Origin of the sequence: Candidatus Avedoeria danica (assembly GCA_016703025.1) — a bacterium.
Taxonomy (GTDB): Bacteria; Chloroflexota; Anaerolineae; order Epilineales; family Epilineaceae; genus Avedoeria; species Avedoeria danica.
Window position 1 is genome coordinate 220,213 of record JADJCV010000005.1, and the last position, 19,319, is coordinate 239,531.

The window sequence follows — 19,319 nt, forward strand, 5'->3', positions numbered from 1 at the left end:
CGGAGGGTGGCGACGTCGATCGGTGTCGGTCGCGTCGTTGCAGCGAGGCACGACGATTCCGTTGATCCCGTTGGCCGCATCGTCGTCGTCGGCGGCGGGATCACGGGATTGGCGGCGGCGTGGCATGCCCGGCGATTGGCGGCGGAGGCTGGACGGTCGGTCGACATCGTCGTGCTCGAGGCGGGCGATCGCATCGGCGGGAAGGTGCACACCGTTCGGCGCGACGGCTGGGTCATCGAGGCCGCACCGGACAGCTTTCTGACGACGAAGCCGTGGGCCCGCGACCTGGCGTTGGCGCTGGGGCTGGGCGATCGGTTGGTCTCGCAGCGGCCGGGCGGGCGGCGGGTGTTCGTGCTGCATGACGGCGCCCTCGTGCCGCTGCCGGCCGGCTTCCGCCTGGCCGCACCGACGGACCTCGGCGCGTTCCTGCGCACACCGCTCGTGTCGTGGCCCGGCAAGCTGCGCGCGCTGCTCGACCTCGTGCGCCCGGCGCGGCGCGAGGAAGGCGACGAGAGCATGGCGGACTTCGTCCGGCGGCGGATGGGCCGCGAGGTGCTCGAGCGGCTGGCGGCGCCGCTCATGGCCGGCATCCACGTCGGCGATCCGGAGCGGCTGAGCATCGAGGCGACGTTCCCGCAGCTCGCGGCTCTCGAACGGCGCCACGGCAGCCTGATACGCGGTCTGCGCCGCTCCGCCACGGATCGCCCGAAGGACGGCGCGGGCGCGGCGGCGACGTTCGCGAGCCTCTCGGGCGGCGTCGGTGACCTCGTCGACGCGTTGGCGACCGATCTCGGCGGGATCGTGCGCACGCGGTCGGTGGTGGCGCGGATCGCACGGGACGGGCGGGTCGGTGCCGCCCGCGATGACCATACCCCGTTCACGGTGACGCTGGCCGACGGGTCGACCATCGGCGCCGACGCCGTGATCGTGGCGACGCCGGGTCCGGCGACGGCCCGGCTCATCGCGGACGTGGCGCCCGAGGCGGCGCGAATCGCGGGAGCGGTGCGCCACGTCTCGTCGGCCACGGTTTCGCTCGGCTACCGCCGCGACGACGTGGCGCACCCACTCGACGGACTGGGGATCATCGTGCCCCGTTCCGAGGGCGTGCGGTGGCTGGCGTGCTCGTGGTCGTCGTCCAAGTGGGACGGGCGGGCGCCGGACGGCCATGTGCTCGTGCGGCTGTTCTACGGGGGCGATGGGCGCGAGTCCGAGGCCGAGCTGGACGAGGGGACGCTCGTCGAATGGGCCAAGGAGGACGCGGGCGCGGTGCTCGGCGCCACGGGTGCGCCGGTGATCGCCCACGCATTTCGTTGGGTGAAGGGCAACCCGCAGTACGACGTCGGTCACGAGGGGCGGGTCAACGCGGCGGCGGCGGCATGCCCCGCCGCGCTCGTGCTTGCGGGCGCGACGTGGCGCGGGGTTGGCGTTCCGGACTGCGTGCGGCAGGCGATCGGCGCGGCGGAGACGGTGCTCGGTGCAATCCATCCCCGATCTGACGGCCAATCGATCTGAAAACCTGCCTGACCACCCGCTGACGAAACCTTAAGGGTATTGACACGGACCCTCCGGATCGTTAGACTAACAAGGCTCTTGCCCGGGTCGTGTTCGGTGCATCTACGCAATCGCGCCAGCACCATGGCCAGGCCATACGCGACTGCCCCTGGCGGGTGGTCGCTCATTATGTCGGGGACAGTCGCCAACTCGTCGCGGCGACGCCGACGGAACCGAAGGGTTAAGGGGGAAGACAGTGCCGGAAGCAGTGTGGGAGCTACCGTCCTCGGACGGGGCGCTTGGACCGATGGCGCTGTCAGACCATGACATGCAAACTCATGACCATGACCACGAAGCCGATCACCGACCTGCCGCCGACGAGGCCGTGCCGACGGACGAATGGGCCGACATCGAGCACATGGCCGACGCGATCGACGAGATGCTCGCCGACTTCGACGTCTCGCAGAGAATTCTCACCGATGAGCTGCTGGACTTCGACCTCGACTCGCTGCCCGTCCACATCCGGCACCATGCCTACGACCTGACGGGCATCGATTCCGATGACACCGTCAGCCTCTACTTGCGCGAGGTCGGCAACATCCCGCTCCTCAAGGCCGAGGAGGAGGTGGATCTGGCCCAGCGCATCGAACGTGGCCTCGAGGCGGCGCTGCGCCTTTCGGCCAACGGCGTCAACGGCGCGGCCCACCATCAGTTCGCCGCGCTCGTCGACGATGGAGAGGCGGCGCGGCACCACCTGACGAAGGCGAACAGCCGCTTGGTCATCGCCATGGCCAAGAAGTACATGAACCAGGGCGTACCGTTCCTCGACCTCATCCAAGAGGGCAACCTCGGGCTGATGAAGGCGGTCGAGAAGTTCGACTGGCGACGCGGCTTCAAGTTCAGCACGTACGCCACGTGGTGGGTCCGCCAGGCGATCACGCGGGCGATAGCAGATCAAGGGCGCACGATCCGTGTGCCCGTGCACATGTCGGACCGCATCCGTCGCCTCTTTCAGGTCAGCCGCCAGCTCGAGCAGACGCTGGGCCGCGAGCCGGCACTCGAGGAGTTGGCGGCCGAACTCGACCTGCCGGTGAAGAAGGTGCAGTGGATGATGCGCATCGCGCGCAATCCGCTGTCCCTCGAGAAGCCGGTCGGCGAGGACCAGGACTCGGAGCTCGGCGACTTCATCGAAGACGACGACCAGCCATCGCCAGCCGAGGCCGCTGCGTACGCGATGCTGCGCGACGAGATCGAGACGATGCTCATGGCGCTACCGCCGCGTGAGGCGCGCGTCCTCGAGCTTCGGTTCGGGTTGCTCGACGGCCAGACCCACACGTTGAAAGAGGTCGGCGAGAAGTTCGGGGTCACCCGCGAGCGGATCCGGCAGATCGAGACCGAGGCGCTTGCCCGACTTCGCGACACCCACCGCGCCGGCCGTCTCCGCGCCTTCCTCGAGGCCGACTGACCCCACACGTGGACGACGACCTCAGTCCAAAACCCCCCTCGGCCTCGGTTGCACGGTCCGTCTTCCTGACGTTCCCGAACGACGCGAACGTCCACGGCACCGTCTTCGGCGGCCGCGTCATGAGTTGGATCGACGAGATCGGTGCACTGGCCGCAATGCGCCATGCCCGCAAGCCCGTCGTCACCGTCCTCATCGATGCCGTGGGTTTCTGCGTCCCGATCCGCGTCGGTGACTTCGCCGTTGTCGAGGCCGTCGTCACCCGAGCCTGGACAACCTCGATGGAGATCTGGGTGAAGGTCGAGACCGAGGACCCGTTCGAAGACACCCGCCAGAACGCCGCCCAGGCGTTCCTGACGTTCGTCGCCGTCGACACGGCTGGCGCGCCGCAGCCCGTGCGGCCCGTCCTGCCCGAGACGGACGACGAGAAGACCCGCTTCGCCGAAGCCCAGGCGCGCCGCGAGCAACGCCTCGCGGCGCGGCGCGGCTGACGGCCCTCCCCCGTCCCGCCCCCTGACCACGGCCACCACGATGTCCGCCGTCGATCTCACGTCATTCGCCGCCGCCTTTACCATCGGCCTGCTCGCGGGCTGGCTCGGCCGCCCGTGGTGGTCGCGCCGTCTCGGGCGCATCGGCCTCGTCGATGTGCGCGACGAGGCGCTGCGGACGTTCGTTGCCGCCGAATCCGGCGACGAGACACTCGGGGAGTCGTCGATCGAGCGAATCGAGGAGATGTTCGAGGGCGTCGTCGAGCTTGGACAGGCCAAGGCGCGCGAGGTGATGGTGCCGCGTGTCGACATCGTGAGCATTCCGGATACCGTGACGCTCGACGAGGCACTCGACTGCATCATCGCCGAAGGGCACTCGCGGATCCCGGTCCACCACGAGACGCTCGACTCGGTGGTCGGGATCCTGTACGCCAAGGACCTGCTCAAGCGCTTTCGCGACCGGGACTTCAAGGCCTCGGTGACCGATCTCGTCCGTCCGCCGACGTTCGTTCCCGAGAGCAAGCCGGTCGACGAGCTGCTGCGCGAGCTGCAGGCCAGCAAGGTCCACATCGCCATCGTCGTCGACGAGTACGGCGGCACGGCCGGCCTCGTCACGATCGAGGACATCCTCGAGGAGATCGTCGGCGAGATCCGGGACGAGTACGACCCCGAGGAAACGGACGTCGAGTCGCTCGACGCGATGGCCGGGCGCGGCACGTTCAAGGCCACCGCCCACATCGACGCGGTGAACGATCTCCTCGATCTGCACCTGCCCGCCGACGACGACGTCGAAACGGTCGGCGGCCTCGTCTTCTCAGCCCTCGGCCGCGTGCCGAGTCCGGGCGACAGCGCGACGATCGGCGACGCGCGCATCGAGGTTCTCGACGTCGAAGGTTCACGCATCCTGCGGGTCCGGGTCGTGCGCCTTCGCACCGAAGCGGCCGCTCGGCCGGATCCAGGCGCGAACGACGGCGCACGGCCGTTGTCGTCGCACGCCTGACGCCCCCTGCCCGTGTCCCCGACCGCCCTGCCCGACCTCGCCGCCCTCGTCGCTGTCGCCCGTGCGGCGCGCGCGAACGCGTACGCACCCTATTCCCGCTACGCCGTCGGCTCCGCCGTTCTGACCGACGATGGCCGCACGTTTTCGGGCGTCAACGTCGAGAACGCGTCGTATGGCGCCACGGTCTGCGCCGAACGAGTCGCCGTATGGACCGCGGTCGCGGCCGGGGCACGGCGCGTCGTGGCCGTCGCCGTCGTGACCGCGGGCGGGGGATCACCGTGCGGGCTGTGCCGCCAGGTTCTGGCCGAGTTCGCCGACGCAGCGATGCCGATCGCCATGGCCGCGCCGGACGGTGATCCGACGGTCCGGACGCTCGGCGAGCTGCTGCCGCTCGCCTGGACGGCCGCCGACCTGACGCGGTAGGGGTCGCTCCGGAACCACGCCGGCCGACCGGAGGCCGGCCACGGCGACGATGGACGTCGGCGGCGTCCCTACGACCCGGCGACGGCCCGCATCCGGTCGGCGCGGGACAGCGCGCTGACGTCGATCGGGTTGTCGCGCAGGGTGTACGCGCCGCCGGCCAACGTCGCCATCATGCCGGGCGGCAGATCCGCATCCAGAACGACGCCCGGGCCGACGATGCTGTTCGGGCCGATCTTGCGGCCCGGAAGGAGGACGGCGTTACAGCCGGTGCGGCAGTCGTCGGCCATGATCACGCCGAAGTACGGACGGCCGGTCGATACGATCTCGTCGCCGACCGCGACGCGGATCGGGCCCTCGTCAAAGCGCAGGTTGGCGGTGATCGTCCCGGCGCCGAGCGAGCAGTTGTCCCCGATGACGGAGTCGCCGACATAGTTCATGTGCGTCCAGGTGTGATCGCCGATCATGCTGTGGCTGATCTCGGTGCGGTATCCGACGACGCAATGCGCCCCCAGACTGACGCCGCCGCGGATCAGCGCCCCGTTGCCGACGATACAGCCGGGCCCGAGGTACGCCGGCCCACGGATCACGGCGTGCTCGAACACGCGTACGCCTGCGGCAAGGATCACGTCGCCATCGATGACGGCCGAGTCCGAGATGCGGGCCGTCGGGTCGATCTGGCGGCACCGCGCCCGCTCGAACAGCACGTCGCCGACCGCGAGCACGTCCCACGGGTGCTTGAACGACGCGAACGGGCCATCGTAGGGCAGCCACTTCGCGCTCCCGCGCGCGATGAGGCTGCCGTATGCGCGTTCGAACGCATCGTCCGTCGGCCCGTCGGGGGTGGCGTCGAGCGCGGCCCAGATCGCATGGCTGAAGCCATAGACGCCGACGACGGCGACATCACTTGGCGCCGCCTGGCGCGGCGGCTTCTCGACGACACCGACGAGGCGAGGGCCTCCGGCTGCCGATGGATCGGCATCGTCGCCCGCTCCATGGACCGAGTCCTCGTCGCCGTCGAAGACCATGATCCCAAATCGCTCCGGCTCCGTCGTCCGCCGCCCGACAAGGACGACATCGCCGCCCGACTCCACGGAGCGGACGACGCGCGCAAGCACGCGCGGGTCGTAGGCGTCGTTGGCGTTGAGGACGAGGACCGGACCGTCGCCCGCCTCGGCGCGGGCCGCACGGAGGGCATCGGCTTGGCCGCGCGGAGAGGCCTGGGTCGCATAACGCAGCGCCACGCCGAAGGCGCGGTCGCCCAAGGCCGTTCGTATGCCTCCCTCGCCCGGCCCGGTGACGATCACGGCATCCGGTACACCCGCGTCGGCCAGCGCTTCGAGCACCCAGCCGATCAGCGGCCTGCCGAGGAGCGGGAAGAGCGACTTCGGGCGCTGAACGCCCAGCGGATGGCTCCGGTTGCCGGCGCCGCCGGCGAGAACGATGGCGCGCATCGTGGTCCTCACGGGAAAAGGCAAGAGCCGTCGGGCCGCAGCGGATCGACGGACCCGAATTGTACCGGATGGGCAACGGGTCGGATCGGGAGCGAATCGGATCGGGAGCGGAGCGGGTGGTGAGCGGACGGGCGGGCGATCGGACCGGGCGGCGCGTTCGCGTCGCCCCTACCTGGCGCAGCGAACCGTGGCCACCGCGTTGTGCAGGGCATCGTCCAACCGCGAGCCGTCGAGACCCGCGACGCCTTCCGGCGGGTTGTCGGCGATCGCCCGGAGAAGCGGCCAGTTGGGCGCAGGCCCGACGCCGATGGCGATGACCGTCACGCCATGGCGCCGCGCTTCGCGCGCAGCATCGAGGACGGGCGCTTCGCCGCCGGGGCCGATCTGGACGCCGTCGGTGATGAGGATCAGCGCCCGGCGGCGCTCGCCGGCCGGCGTGCCTTCCTCGAGGTGCGCGACGCCCGCATGCAGGGCCCGATCGATCCGCGTGCCGTTGCGCGGGGTGAGCGTTCGGAGAGCCGTTTCGACAACCGCTCGGTCGTGCGTGAGCGGCGCCAGAACCTCGACCTGGCTGTCGAAGCCCAGCACGGCCATCCGGTCGACGGTCAGGTCCAGCTGATCGAGGAAACGCGTTGCCCGGCCGATCGCGCCCGTCAGCCCGCCGGCGCCCATGCTGGCCGAACGGTCGACGATGAGCACCAGATCGGTCGGCCGTGCCACCGGCGCGCAGCCGGGGCTCATCGCCAGCGGCAAGTAGAGAGCTTGCGGCCTCCGTTCGGGCTCCGCGCCGCACGGGTTGACGACGAGCGTTGCCGGGGTGAGGTGCGACGTCCACACCTTCCCTTGGCGATCGGTGATCTCGACCGTTGCAGCACCCAGATCGTACACGCCGGGGCGCAGCGCTGTTACGCGGTGTCCGACCTCGACGTGCGCATTGATCTCGTTCGACAACTCCATCGACCACTGGTTCTGCTGGCTCGGACCCGCCTGGGTCTGCTCGGCGCCGGCAAACGGGACGATGCCGTCGGGCAGATCGTGGCGCAGCAGCAGGTGCTGGATCGCGCCTCGGTCGGAACCGTCCCCGCAAACGGGGTCGAGGGCGAAGCGGACCTCGACGGCATCGTTCGGGCACGCCAACTTGCGCGGCAGGATCGCGCGGCCGGTCACGCGACAGTCCAGGGTGTCCTGTTCCGGTTGGATCACATCCGCATGGAGCGCCGATGGGCGCAGCATCACCCAGCCGGTTGCCGCAAGGACGGCCGCCGCCGTGGTGGTGACGAGCGCCCATCGGATCACGGCGACGACCCTGCCGGCGGTTCGAGCCCGCCACCCGATCCGACCTCGCTCGGCCCAGCCGGATCAGGCGATACCGACGTCGCCGCAGGCGCATCGGCGGGTGGTGGAATCACGGGGCACGCCTGGCGGAGGGCGAACTGGACGGTCGTCGCTTCCGGCCCCGGCAGCGATGCTTCGAAACCTGTCGACGGGCACGCCGCCCAACCCTCGGACGCGCCCTCCGGCAGGATGACGAGCTGCGTAACCACCGGCCATTCACTCGGGGCGACGCACGCGCTGAACGTCACCGTGACGTCGCCCGCCTCGGTGTAGCGCACGTCGTCGGCCAGGATCGTCGTCTCGCCCGACACGTCAGGCTGCGTCGCCGAGAAGTAGCCGACCTGCATGGCCGGCATCGACCGCATCATCGCCGCAAGGACATCGCGGTCGCGGTCGTCGAACTGCCCGTCGCAGCCGGCACAGGTAGGATTGTCGCCACCGGCGACGTCGGCGACGATGCGCACCGAGATCGCCACGGTCGTGCAGGGCGACACGGTCGGCGCCGCCGGAGCGGCGGTCGGCGCAGCCGTTGGGATCCCCGTCGCGTGGGCGGTCGATCGATCCTCGGGCTTCGGGCGCGACGCCGGAGGATCGCCGGCGCTCGGGGGTGGCGGGTTCGCTTGGCCGCCGCCATCCCCCTCGGGCGCCGACGCGGTGATGCCGGCGCCGCTGCTCCGCGGGCCGCGACCCTGGGGAGCGCCGATGGGGCGCCCGCCCCCCGCGTTGTCGAGTCCGACTTCGTCGTCGCGCGCGGCAACATCCGGCGGGACTTCAAGGTCGATCGGGCGAAGCCGCGCCACCGCGGTCGGTGCCCCCGCCAGGGCGAGTTCGTCACCGGTCAGACCCTGGGCACGGCGCGGATCATCGTTGTGCGCGCCGGCGTCGTCCCGACCGCGTTCATCCGCGACGGGCGGGAACGCGCCGGGATGCCGGCCGCCCGGGTCGACGACGCCGGCGCGCCACACGCCCCATGCGGTGAGGACGGTTGCGGTCGCCAGAACGAGCCAGACGAGCCGTTCGGTGAGCACGGGGGAGAGGGACATCGGCGCAGCGGCGGATGTCGGGAGCGCCAGCAAGCGTGCTTCGAGGCCGGGCGGCGGCTCTCGCAGCGGCAGGCTGCGCAGCCTTGCCACCGCAAGCTGCTGTTCCGCCATCGCCCCGCCGCAGGCGGCGCACGTCCGCAAGTGGGCCGCAACGGCTTCCGCCGTCGACGGGGCGAGGGTGTCGCGCTCGGTCAGTGACGACCGCACGTCGCTGCACCTCACAGGTCGAACCCTTTGAGCGCCTGGGCCAACGCTTCGCGCGCCCGCTGCCGTCGCTTGCGGGCGGCTTCCGGCTTGATGCCGAGTGCCTCGGCGACTTCCGGCGCCGAGAGCTCGGCGAACTCGAACAGGTTGAGGATGACGCGATGATGCGATGCGATCGCGGCCATCGCCCCTTCGATCGCCAGTCGCCGCAGTCGCTCGTCCTCGTTCTCGCCGTCGGCACGAAGGGACGGCGCGAGGCCGAGCAGCTCGGCGGGTCGCCGCTTGCGACGGCGAAGCTCGTCCGTCGCGGCGTTCGTGGCGATGCGGTAGAGCCACGCTCGGAAGTTGGCATCGCGCGGCAGGCGCCGCAGCGCGCGGTAGGCGCGCAGGTAGGCATCCTGGGTGACGTCTTCAGCCACGGCCGCATCCCAAACGATGCGATAGACGTAGTTGTAGATCGCCCGGTGCTGGGTGCGCACCAAGTCGGCGTAGACGGTTTCAGCCTCAGTGGGGCTCAACCGACCCGTCTCCGCCACGGTCATCGCCTCGTTCGGCAGGGTAATCGCCATCATCGCCCTGTTGAAACGCGCATCGTCCGACGTGTGTGACCTCCGCCCGCAACGCCCGGTCATGCGATCGACCGCACCGGCCCGACGACATCACAGCAGTAGCCATGTGGAACGACGATCATAGCATGCCGGTTCATCGGGTCATCGAGGGCCTCGGGCGGCCGATTGAACCGGCAGCGGACCGTTCCCGTTGGAATGGGCAGGGGACGCGGCCCCCGGGAGTGACGGCGGCCGCTCAAGGAGGTGTCGATACAATGGCTTTTCGCGCAAGGCCTTCCGAGCGATCCATGCAATCCGATGGGTTGGGCGTTCCGTCCGATACGGCCCAGCCCGATGCCGAACCGTCCGATGCCGAGCTGATCGACCGTGCCAAGGCAGGCGATGCAACCGGGTTCGCCGGGCTGTACGCGCGCCACCACTTGGCTCTCTACCGCACCGCATTGGCGATGACGCGCCACCAGGCGCGGGCAGAGGAGCTCGTTCAGGAAGCGTTTCTGCGCGCCTACCGCCATATGGGGCAGGTCGTCTTGGCGCCGAGCGCATCGCTTCGGCCGTGGCTGCAGAGGATCCTGATCCACCTGGTCTACGACGACGCGGCACGACGAATGCACGCGACCGTGCCGCTCGACACGGTACAGGAGCGTGTCTCGGCACCCCTGCAAGTGCCGACCGAGCGTCGGATCGAGGCGCGCGAGCTGCGCCGCACGATCGCCGCCGCCATCCAACAGCTGCCCGAGAAGCACCGCCTCGTCGTCGTCCTGTTCTACCTGCATGATCTCGATGTCGGCGAGATTGCCGAGACGCTCGGCGTGCCGCCGGGAACCGTGAAGTCACGGCTGTTCTACGGCCGCTCTCGGCTACGGGAGCTCTTGGCGTCCGAGGACCCAACGGCCGAGGGGCGTGTCGGCGCGATCGGCGCGGTGGGCGCGGTGGGCGCGGCGATCGGATAGTGGGATCGAGTCCACCACCACTGTCCACCACCACTACAGAATCTCCGGGATCCGCACTCCGGTGGCAACCCCGAGCGTGTCCAGTGGTGGTGGACTGGCCGCTTTGCGCCGGCCGCCAGCCTGTACTAGAGTGACGCTTGGGATGAATGAGCCCATCATCGGTGACGCTGAGTTGGTTGCGCGCGCGGCGTGTGGGGACGGCATGGCGTTCGAGACGCTCTATCGTCGCCACCACGTGCCGCTGTTCCGCACGGCGCTCGCCATGACCGGGCAGGCCAACACGGCCGAGGACTTGCTGCAGGACGCATTCGTGCGCGCCTACCGCCACATCGGTCGCGTGCAGCTCGCCGAGGGCGCATCGCTGCGGCCATGGCTGCACCGCATCGTCGTCAACCTGGCCCGAGATCTGGCCGCACGACGCGAGCCGACCGTCACCAGCGACACCGACCTCGAGCGCTTCGCGATCGGTGGGCCGTCGCTGGAACGTGCGGCCGAGCGGCGCGAAGTGAACCGGATCGTGGCCGAGGCAGTAGACAAACTACCGTTCGATCAACGGCTGGTGGTCGTGTTGTTCTATACGCAGGACATGGACGTGGAACAGATCGCGGCGACGCTCGGGATCCCGCCGGGGACCGTCAAGTCCCGGCTATACTACGGTCGGGTTCGCTTGCGCGCAGCGCTGACCGAGGACGTTCGGCTGGTGGCTTCGCGGGCGATGGAACAGGTGTACAGCGATGGACGAGGCTAGTGACATGAAGCGGAAGTCGGCGCGCGCGGGTGGCGGCGCGGTGCGGCACCCGTGGTATGACGATCGGCTCGGACGCGCCGTGCGCACCGGGCTGGTCGACGTGCGCAACGCGCGGCCGTCGGACGACGTGTGGCTGCGCATCGCCAGCGATCTCGGCATCCCGGCGGACGCGGGGCTGGCCGTCGGACTCGCGGCGACCCCGAACGGCTGGCTCCGGCGCGTCGAGCGATGGCGCGCCGATCTGATCTCCCCCTTCCGGCGCTTGGCGTCGATCAGCGCCATCGCGGTGGCCGTGCTCGTCGTCGGACTGAGCTTCGATGTCGTTCTGTCGGGCCAGTCGGGTCAGTACGGTGGCCCGGTCACATGGACGACCGCCGGCCTCCATCAGATCGGCGTTCCGGAGGATGAAGCCGGCATCCAGCCCTCGCCACAGAACCGCGCCCCGGCCGACATGTCGGCGGCGCGCTGGTGGCCGGATGACATTGTCACTCGACGAAGAATTCGCGATGGGTCGCGCGGTTCGCCGCTCGTCCTCGCTCCAGCGTATGCCGGCCGACCCCCTGCGCGCGTCGTTGTCCCTCGCTAGTACACCACCCCTGCAGAATCTCCGGGTTCCACGCTCTGGTGGCAGCCCCGAGCGTGTCCCGTGGTGGTGTACTAGGATCGCCAGCCGAATCGTCGGCCTCGGTCTCGGCGCGGCCGTACTCGGCTGCGGGATCGCGCCGCCTCGGCCTACGGTCGAAGTCGATGGCGGCACCCGCCTCGAAGGCGCGGCACGTCCGTCCGCGACGCGGACGCCTGACGAGGACGCGCAGTCCCGTGCCGCGGGCAGCGAAGCGTCGGCCGCGGGATCCGCTGCGCCAAGCACGGCCCTGCCGCGAACCGGCGGCACGCTCCGCCTGCCCGGGGCGGCGCCGACGACGCTCGATCCACATCGTGCCCGCGACGTCGTCTCGGCCGAGTACATCTACGAGGTCTTCAGCGGGCTCGTCACGCTGTCCAACGATCTGAAGGTGGTGCCCGATCTGGCCGAGCGATGGACTGTGTCGCCGGACGGCACGGCCTTCACGTTCACGCTGCAGCCCGCGCGCTTTCACGACGGCACGGCGGTGACGTCGGAGGACGTGCGCTGGAGCCTCGAGCGGGCGTGCGATCCGGACACCGCGCCCGACCTCGCCGCCACCTATCTGGGCGATGTCGTCGGCTGCGCCGACAAGCTGGCCGGGCGCGCGGCCACGCTCGCGGGTGTGACGGCCGACGATCCGACCCACATCACGATCCGGATCGACACCCCGCGGGCCGACTTCCTGGCCAAGCTCACGTACCCGACGTCGTTCGTGCTGGACAGGCGGCAGCTCGAAAGCGACCCGGACTGGTCGGACCACCCGATCGGGACCGGTCCGTTCCGGCTGACGAGCCACGAGGCCGAGACGCGCATCCGTCTCGAGCGACACGCCGGCTACCACGGCGCCCGCGCCCTGCTCGATGCCGTCGAATACGACCTCCGCCCGCTGGACCCGGTCACGCGCTTCGAGAACGGCGAGCTCGATGCGTCGCCGGTGGGAGCGTCCGATCTGGCGCGCGTCCAGGATCCGCTGAACCCGCTGTCACACCTCGTCGTTCAAGGACCGGGCGATCTCGGTGTCAGCTACATCGGGTTCAACACGCGCATGGCGCCGTTCGACGACGTCCACGTCCGCCGCGCGTTCAGCTTGGCGGTGGACAAGCCACGCCTGGCATCGTTGGTCCTGCGCGGCGCCGTCCGCCCGGTCGACACGATCCTGCCGCCCGGCATGCCCGGGTTCGACGCGGCGCGCAGCCCGCTCAGCCACGATCCGCCGGACGGACCCGCGCTCGCCCGAGCCGAGCTCGCCGCATCACGCTACGCCGGGGCGTTGCCGCCGATCACGATCGTGGCCAGCGGCGGGGGCGGCAACAGCCCTTCGACGCTGGCCGTCGTCGAGGCATGGCGCGACGTGCTCGGCGCCGAGGTGACGATCGAACAGGCGCCGTGGGACACCTTTCAGGCCGACATCGACCGCGGCGCCTACCAGGCTTGGCCGCTGGGCTGGGTGGCGGACTATCCGGACCCACAGAACTTCCTCGACGTCCTGTTCCACAGCAGCAGCGCCCTGAACGCGACCCGCTACGCGAACCCCGAGGTCGATGCGTGGCTGGTGGCAGCCCGCACAGAACTCGACGCCGACGCGCGGCTGGCCCTGTACGCGAAGGCGGAGAGCCAGATCCTGGCCGACGCACCGTGGCTGCCCCTCGTGTCGGGCATCGAGACGTGGTTGGTGGCGCCCAACGTGCGCGGCTTCACGGTGCCGCCGATCGTCGTCCAACGGCTGGGGCAGGTCTGGTTCGCCTCCGAACCCAAGGGTCAATGAACCGACGTCGCGGTGCGAACGTTGATCCTAGCGATTCGTGTCGACGAGGACGGAGCAGGGCCCACCGGCCGCACCACCCACTCGGCAGTTCACAACCCGGTTGACGGTCCGGCGCACCATGTTACAATGGCCGCGCGCTCCGGGGGCACCTTGCCCTCCGGTGGATCGTACCTTCGGACCGGGCTGTGTGCCCTCGAGCGTTCGGTGTGGGCCAGCGGACGGCACCCTTTCCCCCGTCCCGTCACCCACCGACTTAGTCGGTAAGACCAGGAGGAGAACGCAACGTGAAGACCCCATTTGCAAGCAAGCGGCTTGCCCTAGCACTCGGCATGGCGATGACGGGACTGCTCGTCGCCTGCACGCCGCCGGGCGACCAGAGCGGTGAAGCCCCGGAGGGCGATGAATCTGCGGCCGTCACGGAAACGGCTGCGGTCGACACCGCGGCGATGACGGAGCCCGCCGCGGCGGACGCCGAGACCGGCGCCGACGTGATGGCCTACGACAAGACGGCGACGAAGGGCGCGGACGGCACGCTCGTCATCGGCCAGGCGCAGGAACCGGACGTGCTCTACACCCACGGCGCCACGATGCTGGCCTCGACGCACGTCCTCAACTCGCTCTACGACGGCCCGATCGAGGGGCTGTCGTACGACTACCAGGCCGTGACCGTCAAGGCGCTGCCGAAGATCGAGAACAACGACGGCTCGGCATCGCTGGCGATGGTCAGCGTCGATGCCGGCGGCAAGTACGTCGACGCGACGACCCAGGAGGTCACGACGGCCACGGCCACGGTGGCCGACCTTGGCCAGCTGACCGTCCGGTGGACCTTCGTCGACGGCTTGATGTGGCAGGACGGGACGCCCGTGACTGCTGAGGACTCGGTCTGGAGCAAGACGCTGGCGTGCGACATCGACTCGCCGACGAGCAAGTTCCTGTGCGACCGCACCGTGAGCTACAAGGCGATCGACGATCACACCGTCGAGTGGGTCAGCCTCCCCGGCTACACCCCGCAGGACTACTTCACGAACGTCTACACGCCCCTCCCGCGCCACCAGCCCGGCGCCGGTGGCAAGGCGATGTCCGAGATGACCGCCAAGGAGATCCTCGAGGACAACGAGTTCAACCGCAAGCCGTGGTCGTACGGTCCGTTCATGATCGAGGAGTGGTCGGACGGCGACTACATCAAGCTCACGCGGAACCCGAACTACTGGCGCGCGGCCGAGGGCCTGCCGATCCTCGACACCGTCATCCACAAGTTCATCAAGGACTCCAACGCGCTCCTCGCCGCGCTGCGCACCGGCGACATCGACGTCGCGACGCAGGACGGTCTCGACATCACGATGTTCGATGACCTCGAGGCCGCCAATACGGGTGGCGAGGCGACGCCGTACTACGTGCCCGGCACGGTCTGGGAGCACATCGACTTCAACCTGCAGCCGCTGGACGATCGCCCCGCCTTCGGCGCGTGCAAGGACGTCCGCCTGGCGATCGCCTACGGCACGGACCGCGCGACGATGGCCGACGAGATCCAGAAGGGCAAGACGACGGTCGCCGACACGATCATGCCGGCTGAGCACTGGGCCTATCCGCCCGAGGGCATGCTGACGTCATACCCGTACGACTCGGAGAAGGCGATCGAGATGCTCGAGGCGGCCGGGTTCACCGATCCGGACGGCGACGGCACGCGTACGGCCGCGCAGGACATCACGTGCTCGGTCGTCACCGGCGTGGACGGGGCGACGACGGACAAGGTCATCAAGGCCGGCACCCCGCTCGAGCTCAAGCTGAACACGACGAAGGGCAACGTGATGCGCGAAGAGACGACGCTGCTCTTCCAGCAGAACATGACCGACATCGGCGTCAAGGTCAGCCTGGAGTACCTGCCGGCCGACACGCTCTTCGCCAAGAACGAAGAGGGCCCGCTCACCGGTCGCCGCTACGACCTCGGCGAGTTCGCGTGGGTGTCCGGTGTCTCGCCGAGCGTCGGGCTCTACTGGTGCGACCAGATCCCGTCGCCGGAGAACAACTGGGCCGGCCAGAACAACCCCGGCTACTGCAACCCCACTTACGACCAGGTCTCGAAGAAGGCGGACAACACCCTCGAACGTGACGAGGCGTTGCCGATGTACCACGAGGCGCAGAAGATCTTCAGCGACGAGCTGCCGGTCCTGCCGCTGTTCGCCCGGGTGAAGGTCATGGCCACCAAGCCGGAGGTCATGAACTTCATGCCGAACGCCACGGTCAGCAGCGAGACCTGGAACATCGAGACCTGGGGCTTCGCAGCCGCGCCGTAATCCTGCTCGGCGGTCGCTCTGACCGCGACCAGGTTCGCTGGATGTAAAGATGAGCCACGCTGGGCCGGCGCCACGCCAGGTGCCGGCCCAGCGTGCTCCCGGCGACCGGACACTTCCCGGTGTCTGCCGGGCGTTGCCAAGGGGAAAGGGAACCCATGAGCGCCTACCTGATCCGCCGCCTGATCCAAATGGTCATCGTGCTCATCATCTCTTCGATGGCGATCTACACGCTGCTCAACATGGTGCCGGGCGGCCCGTTCGACGGGCTGATGCAGAATGCCGACGCGAAGACGCGCGTGACGCCCGAGCAGATCGAGCGCATGAACGCCATGCTCGGCCTCGACAAGCCGCCGGCAATTCGCTTCATCGCGTGGGCCACCGGCGATGATTGGATGGGCGTACTCGACGAGGCATGGGCAGGCGATGGGCGCGGCATCATCCGGGGCGACTTCGGGATGTCGTTCAAAGAGCGCCGCCCCGTCCTCGAAATGATGGGGGACCGAATCAAGAAGACGGTCGTCATCACCGGCTTGTCGGCCATCCTGGCGATCGTCATCGCCATCCCGATCGGCATCTTCTCGGCGGTGCGCCAGTACTCCAAAGCGGACTACGCCGTGACCCTGTTCACGTTCATCGGCACCGCGATCCCCGGGTTCTGGTTCGCGCTCATGGCCATTGTGCTCTTCGGGATCAAGTTCCAGGACTGGGGGTTGCCACAGCTGCCCACGAAGGGCTGGGCTTCGCTACGCGCCCCAAGACCGGGAACGTTGACGCACACCCTCGGGGTCACGCAGGGCTCGTTGGCGGACGTCGCCCTGCACCTGATGATCCCGGTGGTCGTGCTCGGCCTCCTGCAGATGGCCGGATGGACCCGCTTCATGCGCTCCAGCATGCTCGAGGTCCTGCAGCAGGACTACGTCCGCACCGCGCGCGCGAAGGGCCTTGGTGAGCGGTTCGTCGTCATCAAGCACGCCCTTCGCAACGCGCTCATCCCGCTGGTGACCATCGTGACCTTCGAGCTGCCGTTCCTGTTCGGCGGGACGATCCTGTTGGAGCAGATCTTCTCGATCCCCGGCATGGGCCTCATGTACTTCGAAGGCCTGAGCCAGTTCGATTGGCCGGTCGTCCAAGGCTACCTGCTCATCTCGGCCGTGTTGACGGTGATCGCGACGCTGCTCTCGGACATCTTGTACACCGTGGTCGACCCGCGGATCCGGCTGGGCTAGTACCCTCTCGAGGAGGATCCTCATGGCCGTTGCAGAGCTGACATTTGGACGCGAGGAACTGGCGGCCGCGCAAGACGAGTCGCAGTTGTCGGTGGTCTGGCGTCGATTCCGACGCCACAAGCTCGCCGTCATCGGGCTGTCGATCGCGATGCTGTTGGCGCTGACGTGCTTCATCGGGCCGGTCGTGTCCCCGTACGCGGCGAACAAGATCGAGGCCGGCGGCGTCGCCTACCGCGGTCTCAAGAAGCTCGGTCCAGGCACGGCAGTGACGCTGGAATGGGATCGCGGCGTTCCCGAACGGGCGAACGATGACCGCATCGTCGCGTTCGCGACGGGTTGGGTCGGCGCCAAGGATCCGGCCAACGAGATCGAGCATCGCCTGTACATCCTTGGCACGGACAACTCGGGACGCGACACCCTCACGCGGCTCATGCAGGGCGGGCGGGTATCGCTCTCCCTGGCGCTGATCGTCGTGCTCATCCAGCAAGTCCTCGGGACGATCATCGGCGCAATCAGCGCCTACTACGGCGGCTGGGTGGACAGCGTCATCATGCGCGGCGTCGATTTCCTGATCACCCTCCCGTCGCTGCCGATCTTCATGGTGCTGCAGGTCATCTTGCGCGACAGGGGGATCCCGGGCGGTTCGATCGGCGTGCTCGCGGTCGTGTTCATCGCGCTCGGCTGGACAGGTTCGGCGCGCCTGGTGCGGGGGATGGTCCTTTCGCTCAAGAACCAGGAGTTCGCCGAGGCCGCGCGGGCAATGGGCGCATCGGACCGTCGAATCGTCCTGCGGCACCTCATCCCGAACGCGCTCGCCCCGGTCCTCGTCTCGGCCACGCTCGCCATCGGCGGGATCGTCGTCGGCGAGGCATCCCTCTCCTACCTGGGCTTCGGCGTTCAACCGCCGGACCCAAGCTGGGGCAACATGCTCTCCAACGCCCAGCAGCTGATCCTCGATCAGCCGTGGGCGGTGTTCTACCCAGGCATGGCGATCTTCCTCACCAGCCTCAGCTTCAACTTCATGGGCGACGCGCTTCGCGACGCACTCGATCCCCGCGGACAGATCCGGTAAACTACCCGCCCTGCGGGCAGCGGCCACAGCAACCACATGCCGCGTCTCTGCAACGACCGGTCGCCAGGCAAACTTGAGGTACCACCTTGACCAGCAACGGCACAGCACATGACACCCTGCTCGAAATCCGGGGGCTGAAGACGTACTTCTTCACCGAAGAGGGCGTCGTGCGTGCCGTCGACGGCGTCGACCTTTCGGTGCGCCGCGGCGAGACGCTCGGGGTCGTCGGCGAGTCCGGCTGTGGCAAGAGCGTCACGATGTTCTCCGTCATGCAGCTCGTCGGCCACCCCGGCCGCGTCGTCGATGGTGAGATCCTGTTCGACGGACGTGATCTGCTCAAGACGTCCGCCCGTGAGATGCAGGATCTGCGCGGCAATCGGATATCGATGATCTTCCAGCAACCGCTGTCCAGCCTCAACCCGGTCTTCCGGATCGGCGATCAGGTGGCAGAGGTATACGAGATCCACCAGGGTCTTTCGCGGGACGACGCGCGGGTGAAGGCCATTGAGATGCTTCAGATCGTCGGCATTCCGGACGCGGCGCGCAAAGCGAAGGCGTTCCCGCACGAGATCTCGGGCGGCCAAGCGCAGCGCGTGATGATCGCCATGGCCCTGGCCACCCAGCCCGAGTTGCTCATCGCGGACGAGCCGACGACCGCGCTCGACGTGACGATCCAGGCACAGATCCTCGATCTCATGCGCGGTCTGCGCGATCGCACGAACGCCGCGATCATCTTCATCACCCACGACCTCGGCGTTGTGGCCGAGATGGCGGAGAACGTGGCCGTCATGTACGGCGGCCAGATCGTCGAGTACACGGATGTCGGCACGATCTTCAAGTCGCCCAAGCATCCGTACACTGTCGGCCTGCTGGAGTCCATCCCGGTCCTTGGCGACATCCGCGACCGGCTGGCGGTCATCCCGGGAACCGTGCCGACGCTGATCGACCTTCCGCCCGGCTGTCGCTTTGCCGGGCGCTGCGCCTCGCGCATCGAGCACAACCTCTCGATCTGCACGGCCGTCGACCCTGACCTCTTGCCCGTGGAAGAGGGTCACGTCGTCCGATGCTGGCTGTACCACGATCATCCGCCGAGCGACCACAAAGCTCCGCTCGCCACCGGCCGGTCAACCGATGAGGCCGCGCGCCGCTGGGCGCCGTGACCGGCCCCGGACG

At 69.0% G+C, this 19,319-nt stretch carries 17 protein-coding genes; 13 read left to right on the forward strand and 4 right to left on the reverse strand.

What is annotated here, in order from left to right:
* Positions 1-6: 6 nt before the first annotated feature.
* The 5 genes from hemG to cdd all read left to right on the forward strand — a co-directional run bounded on the left by hemG (position 7) and on the right by cdd (position 4,864).
* Positions 7-1,512: a protoporphyrinogen oxidase gene (hemG, locus tag IPG72_15325; protein MBK6770347.1), complete on the forward strand. Its 1,506-nt coding sequence runs from the start codon at positions 7-9 to the stop codon at positions 1,510-1,512.
* A gap of 286 nt (positions 1,513-1,798) precedes the next feature.
* The gene (locus IPG72_15330; protein MBK6770348.1) at positions 1,799-2,956 is read left to right on the forward strand and encodes a sigma-70 family RNA polymerase sigma factor; all 1,158 of its coding nucleotides are present in this window, start codon (positions 1,799-1,801) and stop codon (positions 2,954-2,956) included.
* Positions 2,957-2,964: 8 nt separating this feature from the next.
* The gene (locus IPG72_15335; GenBank protein ID MBK6770349.1) at positions 2,965-3,444 is read left to right on the forward strand and encodes an acyl-CoA thioesterase; all 480 of its coding nucleotides are present in this window, start codon (positions 2,965-2,967) and stop codon (positions 3,442-3,444) included.
* Between the two features lie 40 nt (positions 3,445-3,484).
* Positions 3,485-4,441 (forward strand): HlyC/CorC family transporter, encoded by a 957-nt coding sequence (locus tag IPG72_15340; GenBank protein ID MBK6770350.1) that lies wholly within the window; start codon positions 3,485-3,487, stop codon positions 4,439-4,441.
* 12 nt (positions 4,442-4,453) lie between these two features.
* On the forward strand, positions 4,454-4,864 hold the full coding sequence (gene cdd / locus IPG72_15345; protein MBK6770351.1) for a cytidine deaminase: 411 nt from the start codon (positions 4,454-4,456) through the stop codon (positions 4,862-4,864).
* 68 nt (positions 4,865-4,932) lie between these two features.
* Here cdd and IPG72_15350 read toward each other — a convergent pair whose 3' ends face one another.
* The 4 genes from IPG72_15350 to IPG72_15365 all read right to left on the reverse strand — a co-directional run bounded on the left by IPG72_15350 (position 4,933) and on the right by IPG72_15365 (position 9,469).
* Positions 4,933-6,315: an NTP transferase domain-containing protein gene (locus IPG72_15350; GenBank protein ID MBK6770352.1), complete on the reverse strand. Its 1,383-nt coding sequence runs from the start codon at positions 6,313-6,315 to the stop codon at positions 4,933-4,935.
* 168 nt (positions 6,316-6,483) lie between these two features.
* A complete protein-coding gene (locus tag IPG72_15355) occupies positions 6,484-7,611 on the reverse strand; it encodes a VWA domain-containing protein (GenBank protein ID MBK6770353.1) in 1,128 nt (375 codons plus the stop codon).
* Entirely contained in the window at positions 7,608-8,900 is a 1,293-nt protein-coding gene (locus tag IPG72_15360; protein ID MBK6770354.1) for a hypothetical protein, read from the reverse strand. The genes IPG72_15355 and IPG72_15360 overlap by 4 nt, the downstream gene beginning before the upstream one ends.
* 11 nt (positions 8,901-8,911) lie before the next feature.
* The gene (locus tag IPG72_15365) at positions 8,912-9,469 is read right to left on the reverse strand and encodes a sigma-70 family RNA polymerase sigma factor (GenBank protein MBK6770355.1); all 558 of its coding nucleotides are present in this window, start codon (positions 9,467-9,469) and stop codon (positions 8,912-8,914) included.
* 284 nt (positions 9,470-9,753) lie between these two features.
* Here IPG72_15365 and IPG72_15370 point away from each other — a divergent pair, with 284 nt between their 5' ends.
* From IPG72_15370 to IPG72_15405, 8 genes are all read left to right on the forward strand, one after another.
* Complete coding sequence (locus IPG72_15370) at positions 9,754-10,416, forward strand: RNA polymerase sigma factor (GenBank protein MBK6770356.1); 663 nt, start codon at positions 9,754-9,756, stop codon at positions 10,414-10,416.
* A gap of 61 nt (positions 10,417-10,477) precedes the next feature.
* Positions 10,478-11,164 carry an RNA polymerase sigma factor gene (locus tag IPG72_15375; GenBank protein ID MBK6770357.1) on the forward strand — a complete coding sequence of 229 codons (687 nt, stop codon included), beginning with the start codon at positions 10,478-10,480 and terminating at the stop codon, positions 11,162-11,164.
* Between the two features lie 4 nt (positions 11,165-11,168).
* The gene (locus IPG72_15380; GenBank protein ID MBK6770358.1) at positions 11,169-11,750 is read left to right on the forward strand and encodes a hypothetical protein; all 582 of its coding nucleotides are present in this window, start codon (positions 11,169-11,171) and stop codon (positions 11,748-11,750) included.
* A complete protein-coding gene (locus tag IPG72_15385; GenBank protein ID MBK6770359.1) occupies positions 11,710-13,554 on the forward strand; it encodes a peptide ABC transporter substrate-binding protein in 1,845 nt (614 codons plus the stop codon). The genes IPG72_15380 and IPG72_15385 overlap by 41 nt, the downstream gene beginning before the upstream one ends.
* A 284-nt stretch (positions 13,555-13,838) precedes the next feature.
* Positions 13,839-15,848 carry a peptide ABC transporter substrate-binding protein gene (locus IPG72_15390; protein MBK6770360.1) on the forward strand — a complete coding sequence of 670 codons (2,010 nt, stop codon included), beginning with the start codon at positions 13,839-13,841 and terminating at the stop codon, positions 15,846-15,848.
* Between the two features lie 155 nt (positions 15,849-16,003).
* Complete coding sequence (locus IPG72_15395) at positions 16,004-17,074, forward strand: ABC transporter permease (GenBank protein ID MBK6770361.1); 1,071 nt, start codon at positions 16,004-16,006, stop codon at positions 17,072-17,074.
* 22 nt (positions 17,075-17,096) lie between these two features.
* Complete coding sequence (locus IPG72_15400) at positions 17,097-18,146, forward strand: ABC transporter permease (GenBank protein ID MBK6770362.1); 1,050 nt, start codon at positions 17,097-17,099, stop codon at positions 18,144-18,146.
* Between the two features lie 86 nt (positions 18,147-18,232).
* Positions 18,233-19,306 carry an ABC transporter ATP-binding protein gene (locus tag IPG72_15405; protein MBK6770363.1) on the forward strand — a complete coding sequence of 358 codons (1,074 nt, stop codon included), beginning with the start codon at positions 18,233-18,235 and terminating at the stop codon, positions 19,304-19,306.
* The last annotated feature ends 13 nt before the right edge of the window (positions 19,307-19,319 follow it).